At 62.0% G+C, this 21,562-nt stretch carries 18 protein-coding genes; 10 read left to right on the top strand and 8 right to left on the bottom strand.

Annotated elements, in window-relative coordinates; translation table 11 throughout:
• Positions 1-48 precede the first annotated feature (48 nt).
• Complete coding sequence (locus EN885_RS02730; RefSeq protein WP_127204409.1) at positions 49-1,197, top strand: aminotransferase class I/II-fold pyridoxal phosphate-dependent enzyme; 1,149 nt, start codon at positions 49-51, stop codon at positions 1,195-1,197.
• 5 nt (positions 1,198-1,202) lie between these two features.
• Complete coding sequence (locus EN885_RS02735; protein ID WP_164759084.1) at positions 1,203-2,132, top strand: glutaminase; 930 nt, start codon at positions 1,203-1,205, stop codon at positions 2,130-2,132.
• A gap of 89 nt (positions 2,133-2,221) precedes the next feature.
• On the opposite strand, the gene EN885_RS02740 is transcribed toward EN885_RS02735, so the two are convergent.
• A complete protein-coding gene (locus EN885_RS02740; RefSeq protein WP_128241173.1) occupies positions 2,222-5,152 on the bottom strand; it encodes a ribonuclease E/G in 2,931 nt (976 codons plus the stop codon).
• A 674-nt stretch (positions 5,153-5,826) separates the two neighbouring features.
• Here EN885_RS02740 and EN885_RS02745 point away from each other — a divergent pair.
• The 6 genes from EN885_RS02745 (at position 5,827) to EN885_RS02770 (ending at position 13,273) form a co-directional block, all read left to right on the top strand.
• A complete protein-coding gene (locus tag EN885_RS02745; protein WP_127204407.1) occupies positions 5,827-7,089 on the top strand; it encodes an N-acetylmuramoyl-L-alanine amidase in 1,263 nt (420 codons plus the stop codon).
• Between the two features lie 211 nt (positions 7,090-7,300).
• The gene (locus EN885_RS02750) at positions 7,301-9,757 is read left to right on the top strand and encodes a penicillin-binding protein 1A (RefSeq protein ID WP_126106740.1); all 2,457 of its coding nucleotides are present in this window, start codon (positions 7,301-7,303) and stop codon (positions 9,755-9,757) included.
• A gap of 142 nt (positions 9,758-9,899) precedes the next feature.
• Positions 9,900-11,031 (top strand): peptide chain release factor 2 gene (gene prfB / locus EN885_RS02755; RefSeq protein WP_101954579.1). Its coding sequence is split into 2 segments (ribosomal slippage): positions 9,900-9,965 and positions 9,967-11,031, totalling 1,131 coding nucleotides; the frame shifts between segments, so codons are not numbered across the junction.
• 445 nt (positions 11,032-11,476) lie between these two features.
• Positions 11,477-11,863 (top strand): hypothetical protein, encoded by a 387-nt coding sequence (locus EN885_RS02760; protein WP_095489480.1) that lies wholly within the window; start codon positions 11,477-11,479, stop codon positions 11,861-11,863.
• Positions 11,864-11,972: 109 nt separating this feature from the next.
• Positions 11,973-12,341 carry a GFA family protein gene (locus tag EN885_RS02765; RefSeq protein ID WP_095489479.1) on the top strand — a complete coding sequence of 123 codons (369 nt, stop codon included), beginning with the start codon at positions 11,973-11,975 and terminating at the stop codon, positions 12,339-12,341.
• Between the two features lie 281 nt (positions 12,342-12,622).
• Positions 12,623-13,273: an OmpA family protein gene (locus EN885_RS02770; RefSeq protein WP_095489478.1), complete on the top strand. Its 651-nt coding sequence runs from the start codon at positions 12,623-12,625 to the stop codon at positions 13,271-13,273.
• A gap of 108 nt (positions 13,274-13,381) precedes the next feature.
• On the opposite strand, the gene EN885_RS02775 is transcribed toward EN885_RS02770, so the two are convergent.
• Positions 13,382-13,654 (bottom strand): DUF2798 domain-containing protein, encoded by a 273-nt coding sequence (locus EN885_RS02775; protein ID WP_127204406.1) that lies wholly within the window; start codon positions 13,652-13,654, stop codon positions 13,382-13,384.
• A 36-nt stretch (positions 13,655-13,690) separates the two neighbouring features.
• A complete protein-coding gene (locus EN885_RS02780; protein ID WP_127204405.1) occupies positions 13,691-14,575 on the bottom strand; it encodes an NmrA/HSCARG family protein in 885 nt (294 codons plus the stop codon).
• A gap of 127 nt (positions 14,576-14,702) precedes the next feature.
• Between EN885_RS02780 and EN885_RS02785 the strand changes: the two genes are divergently transcribed.
• A complete protein-coding gene (locus EN885_RS02785; protein WP_128241172.1) occupies positions 14,703-15,596 on the top strand; it encodes a LysR family transcriptional regulator in 894 nt (297 codons plus the stop codon).
• 295 nt (positions 15,597-15,891) lie between these two features.
• On the opposite strand, the gene EN885_RS02790 is transcribed toward EN885_RS02785, so the two are convergent.
• Both EN885_RS02790 and EN885_RS02795 read right to left on the bottom strand, forming a co-directional pair.
• A complete protein-coding gene (locus tag EN885_RS02790) occupies positions 15,892-17,532 on the bottom strand; it encodes a DEAD/DEAH box helicase (RefSeq protein WP_164897773.1) in 1,641 nt (546 codons plus the stop codon).
• Positions 17,533-17,723: 191 nt separating this feature from the next.
• A complete protein-coding gene (locus EN885_RS02795; RefSeq protein WP_128241171.1) occupies positions 17,724-18,497 on the bottom strand; it encodes an NAD kinase in 774 nt (257 codons plus the stop codon).
• 253 nt (positions 18,498-18,750) lie between these two features.
• Here EN885_RS02795 and EN885_RS02800 point away from each other — a divergent pair, with 253 nt between their 5' ends.
• Positions 18,751-18,915 carry a hypothetical protein gene (locus EN885_RS02800; protein WP_245458044.1) on the top strand — a complete coding sequence of 55 codons (165 nt, stop codon included), beginning with the start codon at positions 18,751-18,753 and terminating at the stop codon, positions 18,913-18,915.
• Positions 18,916-18,953: 38 nt separating this feature from the next.
• Here EN885_RS02800 and EN885_RS02805 read toward each other — a convergent pair whose 3' ends face one another.
• The 3 genes from EN885_RS02805 to EN885_RS02815 are packed head-to-tail and all read right to left on the bottom strand — an operon-like array spanning position 18,954 to position 21,562.
• Positions 18,954-19,715 (bottom strand): MBL fold metallo-hydrolase, encoded by a 762-nt coding sequence (locus tag EN885_RS02805; protein ID WP_128241170.1) that lies wholly within the window; start codon positions 19,713-19,715, stop codon positions 18,954-18,956.
• Positions 19,716-19,718: 3 nt separating this feature from the next.
• Positions 19,719-20,783 carry an ABC transporter ATP-binding protein gene (locus EN885_RS02810; RefSeq protein WP_128241169.1) on the bottom strand — a complete coding sequence of 355 codons (1,065 nt, stop codon included), beginning with the start codon at positions 20,781-20,783 and terminating at the stop codon, positions 19,719-19,721.
• Entirely contained in the window at positions 20,780-21,562 is a 783-nt protein-coding gene (locus EN885_RS02815) for an ABC transporter permease (protein ID WP_128241168.1), read from the bottom strand. Before EN885_RS02815 ends, EN885_RS02810 begins: the two co-directional genes overlap by 4 nt.

A 21,562-nucleotide genomic window follows, 5' to 3' on the forward strand; every position in this document is an offset into this window, starting at 1 on the left:
CGGCAGCCGGCAGGGGCCGACCCGAGGGCCGACAAGGAATGAGGTCAAATGGTTGTATCGCTTTCGCGTCGCGGCGAAGTCGAGCCGTTCCACGCCATGGACATTCTGGCGGAAGCGAATCGGCTGAAGGCTAAGGGCGTTCCGGTTGTTTCCATGGCCGTTGGCCAGCCGTCCGACCCGGCGCCGGCCGGGGTCAGGGAAGCGGCGGCGAACGCATTGAAGATGGGGCGTATCGGCTACACCGACGCATTGGGTCTTGCGGGCCTGCGCGAGGCAATCGCGCAGCACTATGCGGACCACTACGGGTTTGACGTCTCGCCCGGCCGGATCGCCGTCACCACCGGATCGTCGGCCGCCTTCAATCTGGCCTTTCTGGCGATGTTCGATCCAGGTGATCGTGTCGCCATCGCCGCACCCGGCTATCCGGCCTATCGCAACATCATGGCCGCGCTCGGCATCGAGATCGTCGAGATCGAGCTCGACGGTGATGCCTATCTCCACGCTGAACACCTGAAGGCCGCGCATCGCGAAAAGAAGCTGAAGGGCGTGTTGTTCGCCAGCCCGGCCAATCCGACCGGCGCGATTATCCCCGCCGACGAGCTGTCGGCTCTGGTGACGACGGCGGAAGAGCTCGGCATTGCCGTGATCTCCGACGAGATCTATCACCGGCTGGCTTATGCTGCGCCGGACACCACGGCGCTTGCCTACGGCCGTGACATGACGGTGATCAATTCCTTCTCGAAATATTACTGCATGACCGGTTGGCGCATCGGCTGGATGGTGCTGCCGGAACAATTGGTGCGGCCGGTCGAGCGCATCGCCCAGAGCCTTTACATCTCGCCGCCGGAACTGTCCCAGATCGCCGCGATCGAGGCATTCAAGGCGACTGGGGAATTGGAAGCGGTGAAGGCGCGCTACGCCTGGAATCGCGAGCTTTTGATGAAACGCCTGCCCGAACTCGGCTTTGCGCTGGCGGCACCGATGGATGGCGCCTTCTACGCCTTCTGCGATGTCACCAGGCACACCAACGACAGCATGGCCTTCGCGCGCAGGATGCTGGCCGAGGCGCATGTTGCGGCGACGCCCGGCCGCGATTTCGATCCGCTGCAAGGCCATCGAACCATGCGCTTTTCCTATGCCGGCAGCCACGACGAGATGGTCGAGGCGATGGCGCGCATCGAACGCTGGCTGAAGTAGCGCGAATGCCGGACCTTGAACAAGCTTTGACCGAAGTTGCCGCCGAAATGGCGGAGCGCACGGATCGCGGCGATGTCGCGACCTACATTCCGCAACTCGGCAAGGTCGATCCGAAGAAGTTCGGCATTGCCGCCGTGACCAATGACGGTCGCGTGCTGATGGCGGGCGACGCCGATGAGCCGTTTTCAATCCAGAGCATTTCGAAGGTGTTCACGCTGACATTGGCGCTCGGCAATGTCGGCGACGCGCTGTGGCAGCGTGTCGGGCGCGAGCCTTCGGGCAACCCGTTCAACTCGATCGTCCAGCTCGAGCATGAGAACGGCATTCCGCGCAATCCGTTCATCAATGCCGGCGCCATCGTCATTTCCGACATTCTGCTCGCCGGCCACCAGCCGCGCGAGGCGATCGGCGAGATCCTGCGCTTCATCCAGTTCCTGGCCGACGACGAGACCATCATCATCGACCGCGAAGTCGCGGCTTCGGAACGCGCCACTGGTTTTCGCAATTTGGCGCTTGCCAATTACATGAAATCCTTCGGCAATCTCAACCACGCGCCGGACCTGGCGCTGGGCGTCTATTTCCACCATTGCGCCATCGCCATGAGCTGCCGGCAACTGGCTTTGGCCGGCCGCTTCCTCGCCAATGGCGGCAAGAACCCGGCGACCGGCCATTCCGTGGTGTCGGCCGAGCGCGCGCGCCGCATTGGCGCGATGATGCTGACTTGCGGTCATTATGACGGCTCCGGCGATTTCGCCTTTCGCGTCGGCATCCCGGGCAAGAGCGGCGTAGGCGGCGGCATATTGGGGGTCGTTCCTGGTGTGGCGTCGCTCGCCGTCTGGTCGCCCGGCCTCAACGCCAACGGCAATTCCAGGCTGGGATCGATCGCGCTGGAAAGGCTGGCGAAGATGATGAACTGGTCGATCTTCGCGCCATAGCGTTGGGATCTCAGGCAAGAAAAATCCCGCGCCGTCTTTGGATGGCGCGGGATTTTTTGTCAGAAGATCAGTCTAAGCAACTGAAAGGCTTAGAAAAAACCTTTCTTCTGCCACCAGCCGGCACGCTTCGGCTTGTCCTCGGTCTTTGCCTCGTCGGCAACAGTCGAGGACACGATCGGCTCAACCGGAGCATCAACCGGTGCCGGCTTGCGTCGCGATGGGCGGGCCTTCGGCTTTTCGTCGATGGCGGCCACGGCTGTTTCCTCCGAAACAGGCGCCGGAGCCTCGGCGGAGGCTTCCGGCTCGGCAACCGGTGTCTCGGCGACGGCGTCTGCTGCAGCCTTCTTCGGCTTGGCGGCGCGGCGCGGCTTCTTCGGCTTCTCGGCGCTCGGCGTGTCGTCGTTGGCCGGAGCAAGGTCCGCAGGCTCTTCGACCGGCGTTGCTGCTACCGGCTCGCTGGAGACGGACTCCAAGACGTCGCCTTCGGGACTGTCAGCCGCCTCGGCAGTGCCTACATCGACCTCGCCTTCGCCGTCTTCACGGCGATTGCGCTTGCCGCCGCGCTTGCCACGCCGGCGCTTCTTGCCCTGACCGTCATCCGACGCGTCCACCGCCTCGGTAACGCCGACCTGCGCCTCTTGGTCTGCTTCGGCGCCTTCATCGTTTGAGGCTTCGGAGACGCCATCGGCAGTGGCCGAGAGGGACGCGCCTTCCACGGGGGCGCCATGCTCGCGGTCGCGATCCTTGCCGCCGCGCCGTCTGCGGCGCTTGCGACGCTTGCGGTCGCGGCCTTCGCCATCCTCGGCGAGCCTTGGCTGCTGCGGCTGCTGGGCCTGGCGCGGTTGCTCGGCCGGTGCAACAGCCTCGTCCTCAGCCTCCTCGATGACGATTTCGTCCGCGGGCTCTTCCGGCTCGACATAGGCGGGCAAGGTGCGCACCTCGACGAAGCCTTCAGGCTTTTCCGCCAGCGCGCCGCGGAAGATCGCATAATGCTGGGCGCCAACCGTGTCGTCGGCTTCGACGGTGATGGTCAGGCCGAAGCGGCTTTCGAGTTCCACCAGCGTGCCGCGCTTGTGGTTGAGCACATAGAGCGCGGTTGCGGCCGGCGTCCGCACCGTGATGTGGCTGCGCGAATCCTTGAGCAGGAATTCCTCGATCGCTCGCACCACCATCAGCGCGACAGACGAATCGGACCTGACATGGCCGGTGCCGCCGCAATGCGGACACGGCTTCATCGTCGATTCCAGCACGCTGGCACGGATGCGCTGGCGCGACATCTCCATCAGGCCGAAATGCGAGATGCGGCCGACCTGGATGCGGGCGCGATCGTTCTTGAGGTGATCCTTCAGCCGCTTCTCGACGGAGCGGTTGTTGCGGTTCTCCTCCATGTCGATGAAGTCGATGACGATCAGGCCGGCGAGATCGCGCAGCCTCAGCTGCCGTGCGACTTCCTCGGCCGCTTCCAGGTTGGTGTGAAGCGCCGTGTCCTCGATCGAGTGCTCCTTGGTCGAGCGGCCCGAATTGACGTCAATGGCGACCAGCGCTTCGGTCTGGTTGATGATGATGTAGCCGCCGCTCTTCAGCGTCACCTGCGGCTGCAGCATGCGGTCGAGCTGCGCTTCGATGCCATTGCGCACGAAGATCGGCGTCGTGTCGCGGAACGGCTGCACGACCTTGGCGTGGCTCGGCATCAGCATGCGCATGAAGTCCTTGGCCTCGCGATAGCCCTCTTCGCCGGAGACCTGGATCTCGTCGATGTCCTTGTTGTAGAGGTCGCGCACCGAGCGCTTGATCAGGCTGCCTTCTTCGTAGACCAGGGCAGGGGCCGTGGACTGCAGCGTCAGATTGCGGACGTTTTCCCAAAGCCGCATCAGATATTCGTAGTCGCGCTTGATCTCGGCCTTGGTGCGGCTTTCGCCGGCCGTGCGCAGGATGACGCCCATGCCCTGCGGCACTTCGAGATCGGCGACGACCTCCTTTAGTCGCTTGCGGTCCTGTGCGTTGGTGATCTTGCGCGAGATGCCGCCGCCGCGCGCCGTGTTCGGCATCAGCACCGAATAGCGGCCGGCAAGCGACAGATAGGTGGTGAGCGCCGCGCCCTTGTTGCCGCGCTCTTCCTTCACGACCTGCACCAGAAGGATCTGCCGGCGCTTGATCACTTCCTGGATCTTGTACTGCCGGCGCACCGGCTTGCGGCGATTGCGCGCTTCTTCCAGCGCATCCTCGGCGCCGACCGATTCGACCTCATGATCATCCGAATGCGTAGAGTGCACCTCTTCCAGCATGCCGCGATCATTGTCGGTGGACGTGGCTTCTCCGGCCGACTCCGCCTGCGGCATGGCTTCGGAAATCACATCCGCTTCGATGCTGGCGGCAATGGAATTGGGTCCGCCTTCGGAAGGCCCAGTCTCATTACGACTCGTCTCATCATGACTCGTCTCATGACTGGCGACATCCTCGCGATGTTCCGAAGTCTCGGGCGCCGTCTCCACATTTTCGGAAACGGCATCGACGGTCTCTGCGACCGCATCCTCGCCACTCTCATTGGAGCCGTTCTCGCTGGAATCGGCAGAAACGGGGGAATCGACAGAATCGTCGGAATCGGCCGCACCTGCATCACGCTTGTGCTCGCCTCGGTCGCGGCTCTTGCCACCGCGCCGGCGCCCGCGCCGGCCGCGATCGCGGCTCTGGCGGTCGTCGCCTTCGCCGTCCTCATCGTCCTCGTCTTCAGCCTCCTGCGCTTCCGCGCGCAGCAGCGCCTGACGGTCGGCGACCGGAATCTGGTAGTAGTCGGGATGAATTTCACTGAAGGCGAGGAAACCGTGACGGTTGCCGCCATATTCGACAAAGGCTGCCTGAAGCGAGGGTTCGACGCGGGTTACGCGGGCGAGGTAGATATTTCCTTTGAGCTGCTTCTTGTCCTGGGATTCAAAGTCGAATTCTTCAATACGGTTACCGCGAACGACGACAACGCGTGTTTCCTCCGGGTGGGAGGCGTCTATCAGCATCTTGTTGGGCATTATTTCGTTTCCCCCCGGCAGCCGTCAGCCGCAGCTTGCGGGGCAAAGCCCGCCGCTGTGAGTGTGGATGAACATGGGTGCCGGGCAATTGAATGTCCGCCGGCCGCTGCCTTAGCGCCATGGCGGTGCCGCCCGCAGCCATAATGGCGCGGTTTGCTGCGGACCTTTCCATGATTGCGCTTGAAGCCATCGTAACCAGCAGAACCTTTTTGAACCAAAGCCCGGGAAAACCGGACCAGCTTGTTTGCTCGTACAGAGCCGGCGCGGGACAATCCCGGCCGTTTTCCTCACGCAGGCGTTTCCCCCGCCACGGGCTCACACCTGCGAAATTCGTCGCGATCACCTGATACCTTTTTCGCCTGAAGCGAAAGGAGCCGTCGTTCATCTGACCTGTAGCGGGAAGCTGCGGAGAAGGACGGTTCCAGGATTGCAGTGATCCACCATCGCTTTTATGATTTGGCGGGTTGGAAGGCAACCCCGATTTCGGATGCCGGCAAAAAGCGGTTCCGCAACGGAAGCACGGCTTTAAGCCTTTGGATGAAAAGGCTTGGTTAACCTTCTCTGGATACCAATCGTTAATCGAGTTCGCGGCCTAGCCGGCATTTCGACAAGACGCCGACACTCCGACAAGTAAGATTGGGCGCCTGGCGCCAAACCGGAGCGACTGGAAAGAGATGGGACTGGCAGTCTTCACGCACAAGGGCGGTCGTGCCAGAGACGGTCTCTTCCACGCCGCTTGTCTGCTGTTGCTGGTTGTCGCTTGCCTGGCTTCTTCGCCTGTTTCCTTTGCTGGCGACGCGCCGCTTACCGCGACGACCTATAAAATGGCGGGTGACGCCACCAAGATGCGCATCGTCATGAATTTCGACCGCGAGCCCGACGTCAAATGGTTCCTGCTGCGTGGCCCCCACCGTCTGGTCGTCGACCTGCCAAGCACGAAATTTGCCATCAATGCCAAGGATGTGAAGGCGCGCGGCCTGGTCAGGGGGGTGCGCTACGGCGATCTCGGCGAGGGAGTGTCGCGGCTGATTCTCACCGGCAAGGGCCCGTTCGCCGTCGACAGGCTCGACGTGCTCAAGAATGAAGACGGCAACGGCTACCGCATCGCCATCGACATGTCGGCGGCGTCCGCGCGGGAGTTCGACGCCGCCCTTGCCAATCAGGCGCTGACCACCGGTTCGACGATCTCCCCCGACAAGGGCGGCAGGGTCGGCACCGGGCCGATCTCCAATCCAGGCCATCGCTTCACCGTCGTCATCGATCCAGGTCATGGCGGCATCGACGGCGGCGCCGAGGGTCTGAACGGCACGGTCGAGAAGAACGTCACGCTCGCCTTCGCCACCGAATTGCGGGCCAGACTTGCCGCAGTCGGCAAGTACGACGTGTTCATGACGCGCGAGACGGATCAATTCCTGCGGCTGGACGACCGCGTGCGCATTGCTCGCCAGCACGAGGCCGATCTGCTCATTTCGATCCACGCTGACACGATCAGGGTCAAGGGCCTTCGCGGCGCAACCGTCTACACGGTCTCCGACAAGGCTTCCGATCCCGAAGCGCAGGCGCTCGCCGACCGTGAAAACCTTTCCGACCAATTCGCCGGCATGGAGATCAAGGACGATAACAAGGAAGTGACCGACATTCTGATCGACCTGATTCGCCGCGAGACGCATAGTTTCTCGATGAGTTTCGCCCAGACTTTGGTCGGCCAGCTTTCCACCAGCGTCGGCCTCATCAACAATCCGCAGCGTTCGGCGAGCTTCAAGGTGTTGAAGGCGCCGGATGTCCCCTCCGTGCTGGTCGAGCTCGGCTATCTGTCGAACGCCAAGGATGAGGCGCAACTGCTCAGTGCCGATTGGCGCGGCAAGGCGGCCCAGAGCATAACCAATGCCATCGCCCTGTTCGCTTCAGCCAGGGTCGGAGCAGGAACCGGAGGCTGAGATGCCAGCCGTCGCCCACAACCAGAGGCAGCGTTGCACGACAACAACACCCCGTACTTATTTCCCCGATTCGAGACCGAAATTCCGTGCTGCCGCATTTTCCCCACATGGTGGCGACATGGGTTTTCGATTACTGGTCGGGATCATCTCGAAAGCTTGCGCGAAAGGCGGCTTCGTTTAGGAGATTCCCGAACCAAGGACTGGAGCGGGCATGATTCGTCTCATTGGCTATTTCTTCGGCATCGGCACGGCGCTGGCCCTTTTGGTCGCGGCGGGCGTGGCGATCTATATCAGCCATTTGTCGAAGGATCTGCCCGACTACGAGGTCCTGGCTAAGTATGAACCGCCAGTGACGACCCGCATCCATGCGTCCGATGGTGCGCTGATGGCCGAATATGCGCGCGAGCGCCGCCTGTATTTGCCGATCCAGGCGGTGCCGGATCGTGTCAAGGCGGCCTTCCTGTCTGCCGAGGACAAGAATTTCTACAATCATCCCGGCATCGATATGACCGGCCTTGGCCGCGCAATCATGGTCAATCTGCAGAATTTTGGCTCGGGCAAGCGCCAGGTCGGCGCCTCGACGATCACCCAGCAGGTGGCGAAAAACTTCCTGTTGTCCTCGGACCAGACCTACGAGCGCAAGATCAAGGAGATGATCCTCGCCTTCCGCATCGAGCAGGCCTATTCGAAGGATCGCATTCTCGAGCTCTACCTTAACGAGATTTTCTTCGGACTTGGCGCCTACGGCGTCGCCGGCGCAGCACTCACCTATTTCGACAAGGCGGTGAATGAACTCACCGTGGCGGAGGCGGCCTACCTGGCGGCTTTGCCGAAGGGCCCCTCCAACTATCACCCGTTCAAATATGCCGACCGCGCCATCGAGCGCCGCAACTGGGTCATCGACCAGATGGTCGGCAACGGCTACGTCACGCCCGAGGAAGGCGCCAAGGCCAAGGCCGAGCCGCTCGGCGTCAAGCCACGCCGCTCCGGCACCTATCTGTTCGCCGGCGAATACTTCACCGAGGAAGTGCGTCGCCAGATCAGCGCGCGCTACGGCGAGAATGCGCTCTACGAGGGCGGCCTGTCGGTCCGTACAACGCTCGATCCCAAGATGCAGCTCATCGCCCGCAAAGCCATGCAGAACGGCCTGATGAAGTTCGACACGCTGCGCGGCTATCGCGGGCCGGTGAAGACCATCAGCGTATCCGGCGACTGGGGCGTGCCTTTGAGCGAAGTCAAGGGACTTGACGACGTGCCCGAATGGTCGCTCGCCGTCGTGCTCGACAGCTCGGAGAGCGGCCTGTCCATCGGCCTTCGGCCGACGCGGCAGATCTCGGGCGAACTCGTCAAGGATCGCATCGAAGGCACCGTCAGCCGCGAGGACATGAGCTTCGCCATGCGTCATGTAGTCGACGGCAAGACCGTCAAGGCCAAGTCGCCGGCGGATGTGCTGAAGCCGGGCGACGTCATCTTCGTGCAGAAGAAAGAGGGTACGGACGGAGCCTATATCCTGCGCCAGGCCCCCGAAGTGGAAGGCGGCTTGATCGCCATGGATCCGCATACCGGCCGTGTTCTGGCCATGGTCGGCGGGTTCTCCTACGCGCAATCCGAATTCAACCGTGCCACGCAGGCCATGCGGCAGCCGGGTTCGTCGTTCAAGCCGATCGTCTATTCGGCCGCCCTCGACAATGGCTATACGCCGGCTTCGGTGATCATGGACGGCCCGATCACCATCAAGAGCGGCAACACGACCTGGACGCCGAAGAACTACGATGGAAGGACAGCTGGCCCGGCGACTTTGCGGTCCGGCATCGAGAGGTCGCGCAATCTGATGACTGTGCGCCTGGCCAACGACATGGGCATGAAGCTGGTCGCGGAATATGCCGAGCGCTTCGGCGTCTATGACCGTCTGGCGCCGTACCTGCCGATGGCGCTGGGTTCGGGCGAGACCACCGTGATGCGCATGGTGTCGGCTTATTCGATCATGGCCAACGGCGGCAAGTCGATCAAGCCGACGCTGATCGACCGCATCCAGGATCGCTACGGCAAGACGGTATACAGGCAGGACGAACGCGGCTGCGAAAATTGCAACGCCGCCGAATGGCAGAACCAGCCTGAGCCGGAACTGGTCGACAATTCCGAGCAGGTGCTCGATCCGATGACCGCCTATCAGATCACCTCGATGATGGAGGGCGTCGTCGAGCGCGGCACCGGCGCCACCGTCGCCGAACTCGGCCGCCACATCGCCGGCAAGACCGGAACGACAAACGACGAGAAGGATACCTGGTTCATCGGCTACACGCCCAATCTCGTTGTCGGGCTTTACATGGGCTACGATCAGCCGAAAGGTCTTGGCAAGGGCGCGACTGGCGGCGGCCTCGCCGCGCCGATCTTCAAGGACGTCATGCGCGTGGCGCTGGACGGCACGCCCAATGTCGATTTCAAGGTCCCCGAAGGCATGAAGCTGATCGCCATCAATCGCAAGACCGGCATGCGCGCCAACCCAGGCGACGCTGGCGCCTTTATCGAAGCCTTCAAGCCGGGCACCGGCCCCGCCGACAGCTACTGGGTAATCGGCATGGATGCGGACGGCTCCAACGCCTCCGGCGGTTCGCTGTCGCCACAGGCCAACCAGGCCATCCAGTCCGGCGGCGGCGGGCTCTATTGACATAGGATATGGCATTCTGGGCCGGCTTTCGAGCCGGCCCATTTCGCTTTACAGGCGGCGGTGCCGTCCCTATGTATCGCGCCAACGCAAGCTCTGTTTAAGCAATAGGGCACCATTTCAACACAGGACAGAACAGCCAGCCATGCGCGCGGAAACGCAGAACATTGTCGACGAAATCAGGCAGGCGATTACCCTGCTGAGGAGGCATCTTTGACTGGGATCAGGCCATAAAGCGGCTTGAATACCTGAACGTGCGTGCCGAGGATTCGAGCCTCTGGAACGAGCCGCTGGAGGCGCAGAAGCTGATGCGTGAGCGCCAGGGCCTCGAGGACGGCATCGCCGCAGTCAAAGGCCTCACCCAGGCGCTGGAAGACAATATCGGCCTGATCGAGCTTGGCGAGGAAGAGGGCGACGAGAGCGTCGTCGCCGAGGCGGAAGCGGCGATCCGCTCGATGCGCGGCGAGGCAAAGGCTCGCCAGATCGAGACGCTGCTTTCGGGCGAGGCGGACGCCAACGACAGCTATCTCGAGGTCCATGCCGGCGCCGGCGGCACCGAAAGCCAGGACTGGGCCTCGATGCTTCTGCGCATGTACACGCGTTGGGCCGAGCGGCGCCGCTTCAAGGTCGAGGTGCTGGAAGTGCATGACGGCGAAGAGGCGGGCATCAAGTCCGCCACGCTGCTGATCAAGGGCCACAATGCCTATGGTTGGCTGAAGACGGAATCCGGTGTCCACCGTCTCGTGCGTATTTCGCCCTATGACAGCAATGCGCGCCGCCACACGTCGTTCGCCAGCGTCTGGGTCTATCCCGTGATCGACGATACGATCGAGATCGACGTTTCCGAATCGGATGTTCGCATCGACACCTATCGTTCGTCCGGATCGGGCGGCCAGCACGTCAACACCACCGATTCGGCGGTCCGCATCACCCATCTCGCCACCGGCATCGCGGTCGCCTGCCAGGCCGAGCGCTCTCAGCACAAGAACAAGGCGAAGGCCTGGGAGATGCTGCGCTCGCGGCTCTACGAGGAAGAGCTGAAGAAGCGCGAGGCGGTGGCGAACGCCACCGAAGCGTCGAAGAGCGATATCGGCTGGGGCCACCAGATCCGCTCCTACGTTCTGCAGCCCTATCAACTGGTGAAGGATCTGCGCACTGGCGTCGAGAGCACAAGCCCGTCGAGCGTGCTGGACGGCGACCTCGACGACTTCATGGAGGCCTCGCTGTCGCAGCGCATCGAGGGCGGCGCCGGCGAAGTGGTGGCCGATATCGACTGAAGCTCTTACGCACCAAAGCGGCAGGAACATCACGCTACAGTAACAGGCTCTCACCCTAATTGAGCGGTCGCTTTATGGCTTTGTTTTTTCATCGAATTTTTCAGAACGACTTCTACTTCGGGGGTAGATTCTGCCGGCCTGCCGGCGCTTAGCCCGGAACCACTGCGAGCTGAATCTCGTTATCTGCGATCCCATCTGCCGGGGTTGATGAAGTCACTCTCGTCGACCCCGGCAGTCTGGTTCCGGCTGCAGATGTCGGCGCTCGGCTTGCACAGCAATTTTCTTGCGCCAACAAAGGAATCAGCCCAGCATTCGAAGGCTGGGGGGAAAAAAGCATTTATGGCCGGACGCGGCGTATCTGCGACCTGACGATCCGGCCACTGGGAAGACACGATCCGGGAACGGGCAAGCGAAACGCTTGAACTCGTTGATAGGAACTGCGCCCATGCCTGCTTTCACGACCCGACCGGCCTCAGCCGTCAACACGGCGCGCCGCCTCCTGAATTCAATCATCGCGGTGGTGGCTCTGACGGCCGCCACCATCACATTTGCAGCGGCCGCTTTGGCGCACGACGCCAAGCCGACCGCAGCGAAGCCGCAAGGCTGGAGTTACCCATTCTCCTGTTGCTCGGGTTATGATTGCCGCGCCGTCTCGCAGACCTCGATCAGCGAGCGTCCGGAGGGCTACGTCATCAAGGGGACAGGCGAGGTCGTGGCCTACAGCGACACACGGATCAAGAATTCGCCCGATGGCGAATATCACTGGTGCTCGGTCGCCGGCGCCAACGACGGAAAGACCATCTGCCTATTCGTGCCGCCGTCGTCCTTTTAGGCGCCACGCGTCTGACGCAGGCAAGCGAGTCTGCTGCAGACGGTTGTCAGAAGCGTCACTTTATGTTGCCTTGCCGCGCGGGCGGCAGGCAATCGGGAGGAAGGCGTTCATGACCATAAAGGCAAGCTGCCACTGCAGGGCGACGACATTCGAGGTCTCGCAAGCGCCGCAGACCGTGACGCAATGCACCTGTTCCTTCTGCTCGAAGCGCGGCTCGTTATGGGCCTACTACACCCCGTCGCAATTCAAGCTCACCAGCCCACTCAAGAATGTCTCATTCTACCAGTGGGGGTCGAAAACGATCAAACACGGTTTCTGCGCCACCTGCGGCTGCGGCACCTTTACCGAAACGCCGGACTGGTCGACCGGCAAGCCGGATTTCGACAATCCGAAGATCAGCGTGAACTCGCGGCTGTTCGACGATTTCGACCTCGATCAGGTCGAGGTCGTCGTCATCGACGGCAAGAATCTCTGGTAGCCGATAGTCTCTGGTAGCCGATCAAAATTGCGCAATATCGCGGCCGTGGAATTTGACCGGGAAAAGCCATAGCAGCCGCCTTTCCCGTTCCATTTTTCGCCGCATTTCATGTTACAAGACATTAGAGCGACGTGCGTCCACTTGGACGCACAAAGTACGCTCTAAGACTTTGAATCTATGCATCGTGCCTTCCGAAAATCGATGATTTTTCGGGTCGATGCGACGGAAGGGCTGATGCGGCGCGCCGTCGGTGGGACCGCGGACTGGAGAGGGACTACCCAATGAAAAAGACTGTGCTCGTCGCCGTGGCGACGGCTGTACTCGTGAGCGCCTGCACCACCACCGATCCGTATACCGGAGAGCAGAAGGTTTCCAACACTGCGGCCGGCGCCGGCATCGGCGCGCTGGCGGGTGCGGGGCTCGGCCTGCTTGCCGGCGGCAACGATCGCCGTAATGCGCTGATCGGCGCTGGCGTCGGCGCGCTCGCCGGCGGCGCCATCGGCGCCACCATGGACCAGAACGAGGCCGAACTGCGCCGGCAGCTTCAGGGCTCCGGCGTCAGCGTCACCCGCACCGGCGACCAGATCATCCTCAACATGCCGTCCGACATCACCTTCAACGTCGACCAGGATGCGGTGAAGCCCGGCTTCTATCAGGTGTTGAATTCAGTCGCACTTGTGCTGAACAAGTTCCGGCAGACCACGGTCGACGTGTTCGGCCACACCGACTCGACCGGCGGCGACCAACACAATTTCGACCTGTCGCAGCGCCGCGCGCTGGCGGTCGCCAACTATCTGTCCGGGCAGGGCGTCGATTCCCGCCGCTTCGCCGTCACCGGCTTTGGCAAGACGCGTCCAATCGCTTCCAATGCGACGGCGGACGGCCGTGCCCAGAACCGCCGTGTCGAGATACAACTTTCACCGCTCACCTGAGCAAGACAAAATTAGAAGACGGCATTGAACATGAGAACGGCCCCGCAAGGGGCCGTTCTTGTTTGCTTTTGCTGAACCGACGAAACGTCGGTGCCTGTCGCTTCGTTTTCAGGGTCGGACCGACTGATCGACAATTGCCGCAACGATCCGGCGCACGATCGGAAGGACAATCAGCAGGCTCGGAAACGCAACAAGCCATGATACGCCCCATGCGTATGACCAGGTCGCTACGAAACCGTTCGTCCAGCCGGTGCCGATCGCCGTCGAAACCGCCGAGATGATGCAGGTCATGAGGATTGAAAGAACGAACGGCATAACCACAGCACTGTAGGAAGGCGGCAGTTTTCTCAGCTTCAACGTCTTGTGCGGTGATGCTTGCATGGAAATCTCCTAGTCAGAAAATGTTTGTGGGCGCGATCAGGCGACCTGTGCCGTTTGCAAGGCTAGTTCTCGGATAAAGCTTCGTAGCGAACGCGGCTCGCGGCCCAAGGCGCAGCGCAACGTCAGGCTGTTTCCGCCGAGACCATATTTGGCGTAGTGTTCATGGACTTTAGCCAGCAGCTGCAATTGGCGGTCATCGTAGGGAAGACGGGTATTTGCCGCCCACTCACCAACGGTCGGCTCGCCAGCAGAAATGGACCGGCCAAGTTCCTCACTCATCATTGAAACGATCTCTTCTCGGCTATGCATACCGTCCGCGCACAGTTCAAGCGTCGCATAAGACAACCGCGCTTCGGTCAATGCGATCGCTGCCACTTCGGCGACATCGCGGTAATCGACACGCGCCAGCTTTGCTGTCTTTGGAAACGGTTCCGAGAAAACGCCGTCCCTAACGATGGACGGCCAGGCTGCTGCGATGTTCTGCATGAAATTGGCAGGATGCAAAATGGTGTATTCCATGTTCGTCGAGTAGAGAGCATCCTCGACCGGCACCTTGCTCGCATGGTTTTTTAGCCTCGTATTGGTCGGCTGGATCACCGACGAGAAGACGAATTTTCGAACGCCCGCTCGTCCAGCGGCCTCGACCATGGCAACACCCATGGCTGTTTCGTCGGGGGCAAAGGCCGGTCCGATGTGGAAGACGCCGTCGACGCCCTCGACGGCATTTCCGAGGCTCTGAGGGTTGCGCAAATTGCCGGTCACGACCTCGGATGCCCCGAGCCTCCGGGCCTTTTCGGCGTTCGCAGGGTCGCGAATGAGTGCTCGAACAGTGGCATTGCGGCGGATAAGCTCAGGCACGACAAATCCGGCAAATCGGCCTGTTGCGCCCACGACCAGGACGGTTGGATCGGGTGCTCGCATGACAATTCCCTTCGATGAAACCTGCCCTTTCGGGATTTCTTCCAGGGAAATAAAACGTCGCGAACAGCGTTACAATTATTTGGCTTTGCGATAGTTTCTCTCGATTTTCGAGAGAAACGGAGATGTCATGAGCCGGATAGACGATTTTGAAGCTTTCATGGCAGTCGTCGAGCACGGAAGTTTGACGGCCGCCGCACGCCGGCTGAACCGCTCACTGCAATCGATCAGCCGGTCTTTGGCGACGCTGGAGGAATCCGTCGGGGTCGAGCTTGTACAGAGAACGACGCGCCGTTCGACACCAAGCGAAGCTGGGGCGGCGTTTTTCCACCGCATCAAACCCGCCATCGACGAAATAAACGACGCAAGACTCCAAGCCGCCAACCAACGATCGGAACCATCGGGCATCTTGCGCGTGGGCGCGCCAGTTCTGTTCGGCCCGGATTTCGTAATACCTGTCATTGCCGACTACATGCGCATGCATCCTCAGGTCGAGGTTGACCTCCAACTCGCCGACGGATTTGTCGACCTTGATGCCGAGGGCCTCGATCTGGCAATACGGATCGGCAATTTGCCGGATTCCAGCTTGCGAGCCAGACGCTTGGGCGCGTTGCGGCGCGTCGTGTTCGGCTCGCCTTCCTACTTTGAACGCCGTGGCCGACCAGCGCATCCGTTTGAACTGAGCAAGCACAGTTGCATTGTTCGAACCTCCGACCAGCGTCCAGGTGAATGGATGTTTCAGATCGAGGGGAAACCTCGGGCGGTGAAAGTGGCTGGCAGTTTTCGATCCAATTTGATGGCACCGATCTATGCGGCCGCAGTTCACGGATTGGGTTTGGGCTACTCGCCCCTTTGGCAGATAAGGCATTTGGTGGATGATGGCCGCCTAGAGGTGGTTTTAAGCGACTTCGAGCCGGTGCCGGTGCCGATGCACGCCGTATGGCCGGAAGGCAGATCATCTTCAGCCAAAGTTCGCACGTTTCTGGATATGTTGCCGTCCCGCCTGGAATTTAAAAATCTGTAGCCACCGGATCAGACAAGACAACGCGGCGCGGTCGACGGCCTCGTGGTCATGGCGGCCGTCGACCCCGCCTAGAGCAATTCCAGGAAAAGTGCGTAGCGGTTTTCCGTCCGGAATTGCGTAAGAACAAATACTTAGAGCGGCTCGGCGATTCTATCAAAAGCTGAACCGCTCTAGACCAGAACCGACACGCTGAGATCCAGCTTTCGCGCCGCCAACCTGAACAAAGCAAATATCAGACATGAAAACGGCCCCGCAAAGGGCCGTTTTCGTTGGCATTTGAGAATTTCTGCTGTGATCACACCTTGGCCACGATGCGCATGAAGGCGGGCATGTCGTCGCCGAAGCCAACGGTCGCATCATTATCTTCCTGGCGATTGCGGGCAGGGCGGTTGCCGTCGCGCTGCGGCCTGGTGTCGCCACGTTCCGGCGCACGCTGTTCGTTGCGATTGCGATCGGGCGAAGCCTTACGCTCGGGTGAAGCCTGGCGTTCGGGTGAAGCGTGGCGTTCGGGGGAGGCTTGGCGCTCGGTATTTTCCGAGCGGATCGTTTCCTTGCGCGCGCGCCGCTCACCGGCATCGGTGACTGCGGTCTCGGCCATCACTGGCTCGCCCGTCGTATCCGGTGCTGCATCTTCGCTTTGCCTGGCGTGGCGTTCGCGCGGTTTGCGTTCGCCCCTGTCCTTGCGGTCGTCGTCCTTACGACCGGCACGGCGCGGCGCGCCGCGGCCACGGCGGGGAGCATCGTCCTCTCCACCCTCGCTGGCGACGACCGTCGACAGATCGCCGTCATGCCACTCGATCTTGTTGCCGATCAGCCGTTCGATCGCGTCGATGTATTTCGTGTCGGACTTGGTGGCGATGGTGAAGGATTTGCCCGAGCGTCCGGCGCGGCCGGTGCGGCCGATACGGTGGACATAGTCCTCGGCATGGATCGGCACGTCGTAATTGAAGACGTGGCTGACATCGGGAATGTCGAGGCCGCGCGCGGCAACGTCCGAAGCAACGAGGTAGCGCAGTTTGCCGTCACGGAAATTGGCCAGCATCTGCATGCGCGCGCGCTGGTCCATGTCGCCATGCAGCGCGCCGGCGTCGAAATCATATTTCAGCAGCGACCGGAAAAGCTCCGAAACCTCGACCTTACGGTTGCAGAAGATGATGGCGTTCTTCAGCTCGGCGTCCTCGGCCTTTATCAGATTGCGCAGCGTCTCGCGCTTATCCCAGGGTTTCGAACCGGATTTCACCAGCCGCTGGATGATATTGGTGGCGGCCGACGCGGCCTTCGAAACCTCGACGCGCACCGGGGCGTGCAGGAATTTCTCGGTGAGCTTGGTGATCTCAGGCGGCATCGTCGCCGAGAAGAACAGCGTCTGCCTCGTGAACGGGATCATTTCGCAGATGCGCTCGATGTCGGGAATGAAGCCCATGTCGAGCATGCGGTCGGCCTCGTCGATGACGAGGATCTCGACGCCGTTGAGCAGAAGCTTTCCGCGCTCGCGGTGGTCGAGCAGGCGGCCGGGCGTCGCGATCAGCACGTCGGCGCCGCGCTCCAGCTTCTTGTCCTGCTCGTCGAAGGACACCCCGCCGATCAACAGCGCGATGTTGAGCTTGTGGTTCTTGCCGTATTTGACGAAGTTTTCCTCGACCTGCGCGGCAAGCTCGCGCGTCGGCTCGAGGATTAGTGTGCGCGGCATGCGGGCGCGTGCCCGGCCCTTTTCAAGCCGGGTGAGCATCGGCAGCACGAACGAGGCGGTCTTGCCGGTGCCGGTCTGGGCGATGCCCAACACATCCTTGCCGAGCAAGGCGTGCGGAATGGCGCCAGCCTGGATCGGCGTCGGCTCGGTGTAGCCGGCATCGGTGACTGCGGAAAGGACCTTCGGCGACAGGCCGAGGTCTGCGAAGGTCAACGCTTCTTGAGCGATCTGGGCGTCTGAGGACAAGTTTGGCTGTCTTTGGCTGGTTCGGGGGCGCAACGTAAGCAGTCGCGGCAAGCGCCGCGCGCCTGCAAGATTGGTATTGCAGGTAGGCGCAAGCCCACGATTTGTCAACAGAAACGGGCGGGGAACGGCATGATTGTGAAGTCGTAACCTTAATCGCGATGCTTAATCGAGCTGTCGGTCGCTGTACCGGCTCAGTAACGGAACTGTTCGGCGAGAATGCGCTCATTCCACGAATGGTTGGGATCGAACAGCAGCGTCGCGGTCGCCGTCGGTGATTCCCTGACCGTGACCGTGGTCACCCCCTTGACCTCGGTGTGGTCGGCGGCGGCATTCACCGGCCGTTTTTCCGGCTCCAGAATTTCAAAGCGCACGACCGCCTTGTTGGAGAGCAGCGCGCCGCGCCAGCGGCGCGGGCGGAACGGACTGACCGGGGTCAGCGCCAGCAGCGGTGCGTCGAGCGGCAGGATCGGCCCGTGCGCGGACAGATTGTAGGCGGTCGAGCCGGCCGGCGTCGCGATCATCACACCGTCACAGTTCAATTCCTCCAGCCGCACTTGCTCGTCCACGGTGATACGGATCTTGGCCGTCTGGTAGGATTGGCGCCATAGCGCAACCTCATTGATCGCCAAGGCCGAAATCGTTTCGCCCTCTGCCGTCACCGCCTGCATCTCCAGCGGGCGGATCGTTTCGGCAACGGCCGCCGCGATGCGCCCCGTCAAACCGCTGGCGCGGTATTCGTTCATCAGGAAGCCGATGGTGCCACGGTTCATGCCGTAGACCTTTTTTCCTGTGCTCATCGTGTCGCGCAAGGTCTGCAACAGGAAGCCGTCGCCACCCAGGGCGACGACAATCTCGGCATCCTCGATGGATGCCTGGCCATAGCGCACCGACAGGCTTTCCAGCGCCGCATTGGCGTCAGCGGTGCCGGACGAGACGAAGGCGAAACGGTTGGCGGCTTTGCTCATGGCTCCCCAATGGCGACCGGTTGCTAGGGCCGCGCCAGCGCCGGGTTAGCATGGGCGGGCAAATCTGCAAAGGCAGGCGTGTGCTGCCCTCTACACAGTGCCGGGAAGCGCGCCGGCCAGGCGCTCGCGCATCGTGTCGAGTGACAAGCGAATGTGATGGTTAAGACGGGGATTAAACTCTCGTAAAGCCGGATCGATCATGTTAGCCGGCAGTGGATGGGCGGCGTGGGGGCCAGCCAGTCGGATCAATCTATTGCCGGTAACACGCCTGATCATCATCGTCCTGATGCTGGGAAGTTTTGCTCTTGCCTTTGCCCAACTGGTGCGCCAGTCCGAAGAGACGAGTTTGAGACCCCAACCCACGGCTTCACGCTGCGGCGATGCCGCCGGCACGCCGTGCCCGCAAAGGGCGCTGTGAATTCGCCATGCACCTCACGCGATACGTGAGGCCGGTGCCTATCGCGGCTGCAGCAGATGGCAGCCGGCCTGCCGCTTTTGTGCGAGATACTCCTCGATAAGCTGGCGATAGCGCACCTTGCCGAAGCTCGGGAAATGGCCGCCATGCACGACTGCGATATCGAGCTCGCGCATCCGTAACAGCGTCTCGACATAGTCGTCGACGGCTGAATGATAGACATCGTCGATCAGCGGGCCGTCATAGATGATGTCGCCGGAAAGCAGGATGCCAGTCTTCTGCTCGTAGAGCGCGATGCCGCCGGGCGAATGACCCGGCGTGTGGATCACCTCGAAGGCACGGTCGCCGAGATCGACGACATCGCCTTGTTCGAGCAGACGGCCGGCCGGCGCCGGCAGGATATGGTAGCGCGCCGTGTCCCAACCCTCTGGCATGCCATCGAACATCTCGTCGGTGGCATAACGGTCGGCGACCGTCCATTCGTTGCGCGGGTCGGCCAGGATTTCCGCCTCGGCGAGATGCACGCAGCGGTCCGGAAATTCGTGATGGCAGCCGATATGGTCGAAATGCGTGTGGCTCGCCACGCAGGTGAGCTTTCGCTCCGTCACCAGCGGCACATGGCGCCGCAGGCTGAAATGGCCGAGGCCGGTGTCGAACAGAAGATCACGGTCGCGACCGCGCACATGCCAGATGTTGCAGCGGAAGAACGGCTTGATCCACGGCTCGTGGATCAGCGTCACGCCATCGCCCATGCGGATGGTTTCATACCAATTCGGAGCGTCGATGACCGGAAGCGTGCCCATGGCTCAGCCCGCCAGAAGGATGACATCGCCAACGTCGCACGAAACCGCAACGATGTCGCCCGGCCGGACGGCCGCAGCGGCGGGAACCCTGGCGATGAAGTGCAGCGCCGGGTCTTTCTCGGAGACAGCAAGCACGCGCTTGAAGCTGCCTTGAAACACCACGTCGCTCACCTTGGCTGTGCCGAGCCTTATAGCGCCGCTGGCCGCGCCGAGGACAAGATGCTCCGGACGAATGGCGAGGGCGACAGCCGCGCCGGCCGGCAATGTGCCGGGCAGCGAGAACGATCCAGTCTGCGTCGCGACAGTGATTGTTCCGTCCTTCGCCTTCGTCACCGTTCCCGATATCAGCGTGCTTTCGCCCATGAAGGTGGCAGAAAAGCGCGTCGCCGGCCGCGCATAGACGCGCTCAGGCGGCCCTTCGTCCTCGATGCGCCCATCGTTCATCACCACGCAATGGTCGGCCAGCGCCATCGCTTCCTCCTGGTCATGGGTGACATGGATGAAGGCGGTGCCGACGCGTTTCTGGATTGCTTTTAGCTCATCCTGCATCTGCCGACGCAATTTGAGATCGAGCGCGCCGAGCGGCTCGTCGAGCAGCAGCACCGCCGGCTCGATGACCAGCGCTCGCGCCAGCGCGACGCGCTGCCGCTGGCCTCCGGACAATTGGTGCGGCTTCTTGTCGAAAGCAGTCGCAAGACCGACCAGTGCCAGCGCCTCGCGCGCCCGCGCGGCCCGTGTCGCGGCATCGACGCCTTGCATGCGCAGGCCGAAGCCGACATTGCCGCCGACGCTCATATGCGGAAACAGCGCATAGTCCTGGAACACCGTGGTCGTTGGGCGCTTCGCCGGCGGCACGGACGTGCAGTCCTCGCCGCGGATCAGCACCTTGCCTTCGCTCGGTGTGACGAAACCGCCGAGAATGGACAAAAGCGTCGTCTTGCCGGAGCCCGACGGCCCGAGCAGGATGGTGTAGCTGCCCGGCTCGATTTGCAGCGACACGTTCTTCAGCACGGTCTGCTGGCCGAAGCGATGCGAGACGGAGCTTATATCGACCAAAGGCGCGGTCATGCCGGCTTCCTCCGCAACAGCATCAGTTCGAACAATACCACCAGCACGATGGAGACGGCGAAGACCAGCGAACCGACCGCGTTGGTCTTGGGATTGAGGCCTGAGCGGAGGAGGTTCCAGATCTCGACCGGCAGCGTCGTGTCGAAGCGCGTCAGCAGGAACGAGATCACGAACTCGTCCCAGGAGAAGGTCATCGACAGGAAGAACCCGGCGAAGATCGCCGGCGCCATGACAGGCACGGTGATCAGCAGCAGCACCTTCCACTCGGGCGCGCCGAGGTCGCGCGCGGCGCGTTCGATGTTGATCTGATGGTCGCCCATCTGGCTGTAGATGATGGCAAAGCAGAGCGGCAGGTTGATCACGACATGGCCGATGCCGGCGGCAAGCAGCGATTTTGGCACGCCGGCCCAGTTGAACAGCACCAGCAGCCCCATGCCGATGATGAGATAGCTCACTGTCAGCGGCAGCGTGATCAGTCCGCGCAGCAGGGCCGAGCCCGGCAAGGCGAAACGTGCAAAGCCCCAGGCGGAGAGGAAACCCAGCGTAACGGCGGCAGCTGAGGAGAGGGCGGCCACTAGAAGCGAATTGACCAGCGCCGAGGTCAGCCGCGTGTCGGCGAGCACGGCGTCGTACCAGCGCAGCGACGGCCCGGTGAAGGGCGGGATCGGAAACGACGTCGCCTGCAGCGAAAACAGCACCAGCACGACCACCGGCAGGAAGATGAAGCCATAGATGGCTATGGCGTAGATCCAGGAGGCGATGCGGACGAGAGCGCGCAT

The organism is Mesorhizobium sp. M6A.T.Cr.TU.014.01.1.1 (assembly GCF_004022765.1).
In the GTDB taxonomy this organism is placed as follows: domain Bacteria; phylum Pseudomonadota; class Alphaproteobacteria; order Rhizobiales; family Rhizobiaceae; genus Mesorhizobium; species Mesorhizobium mediterraneum.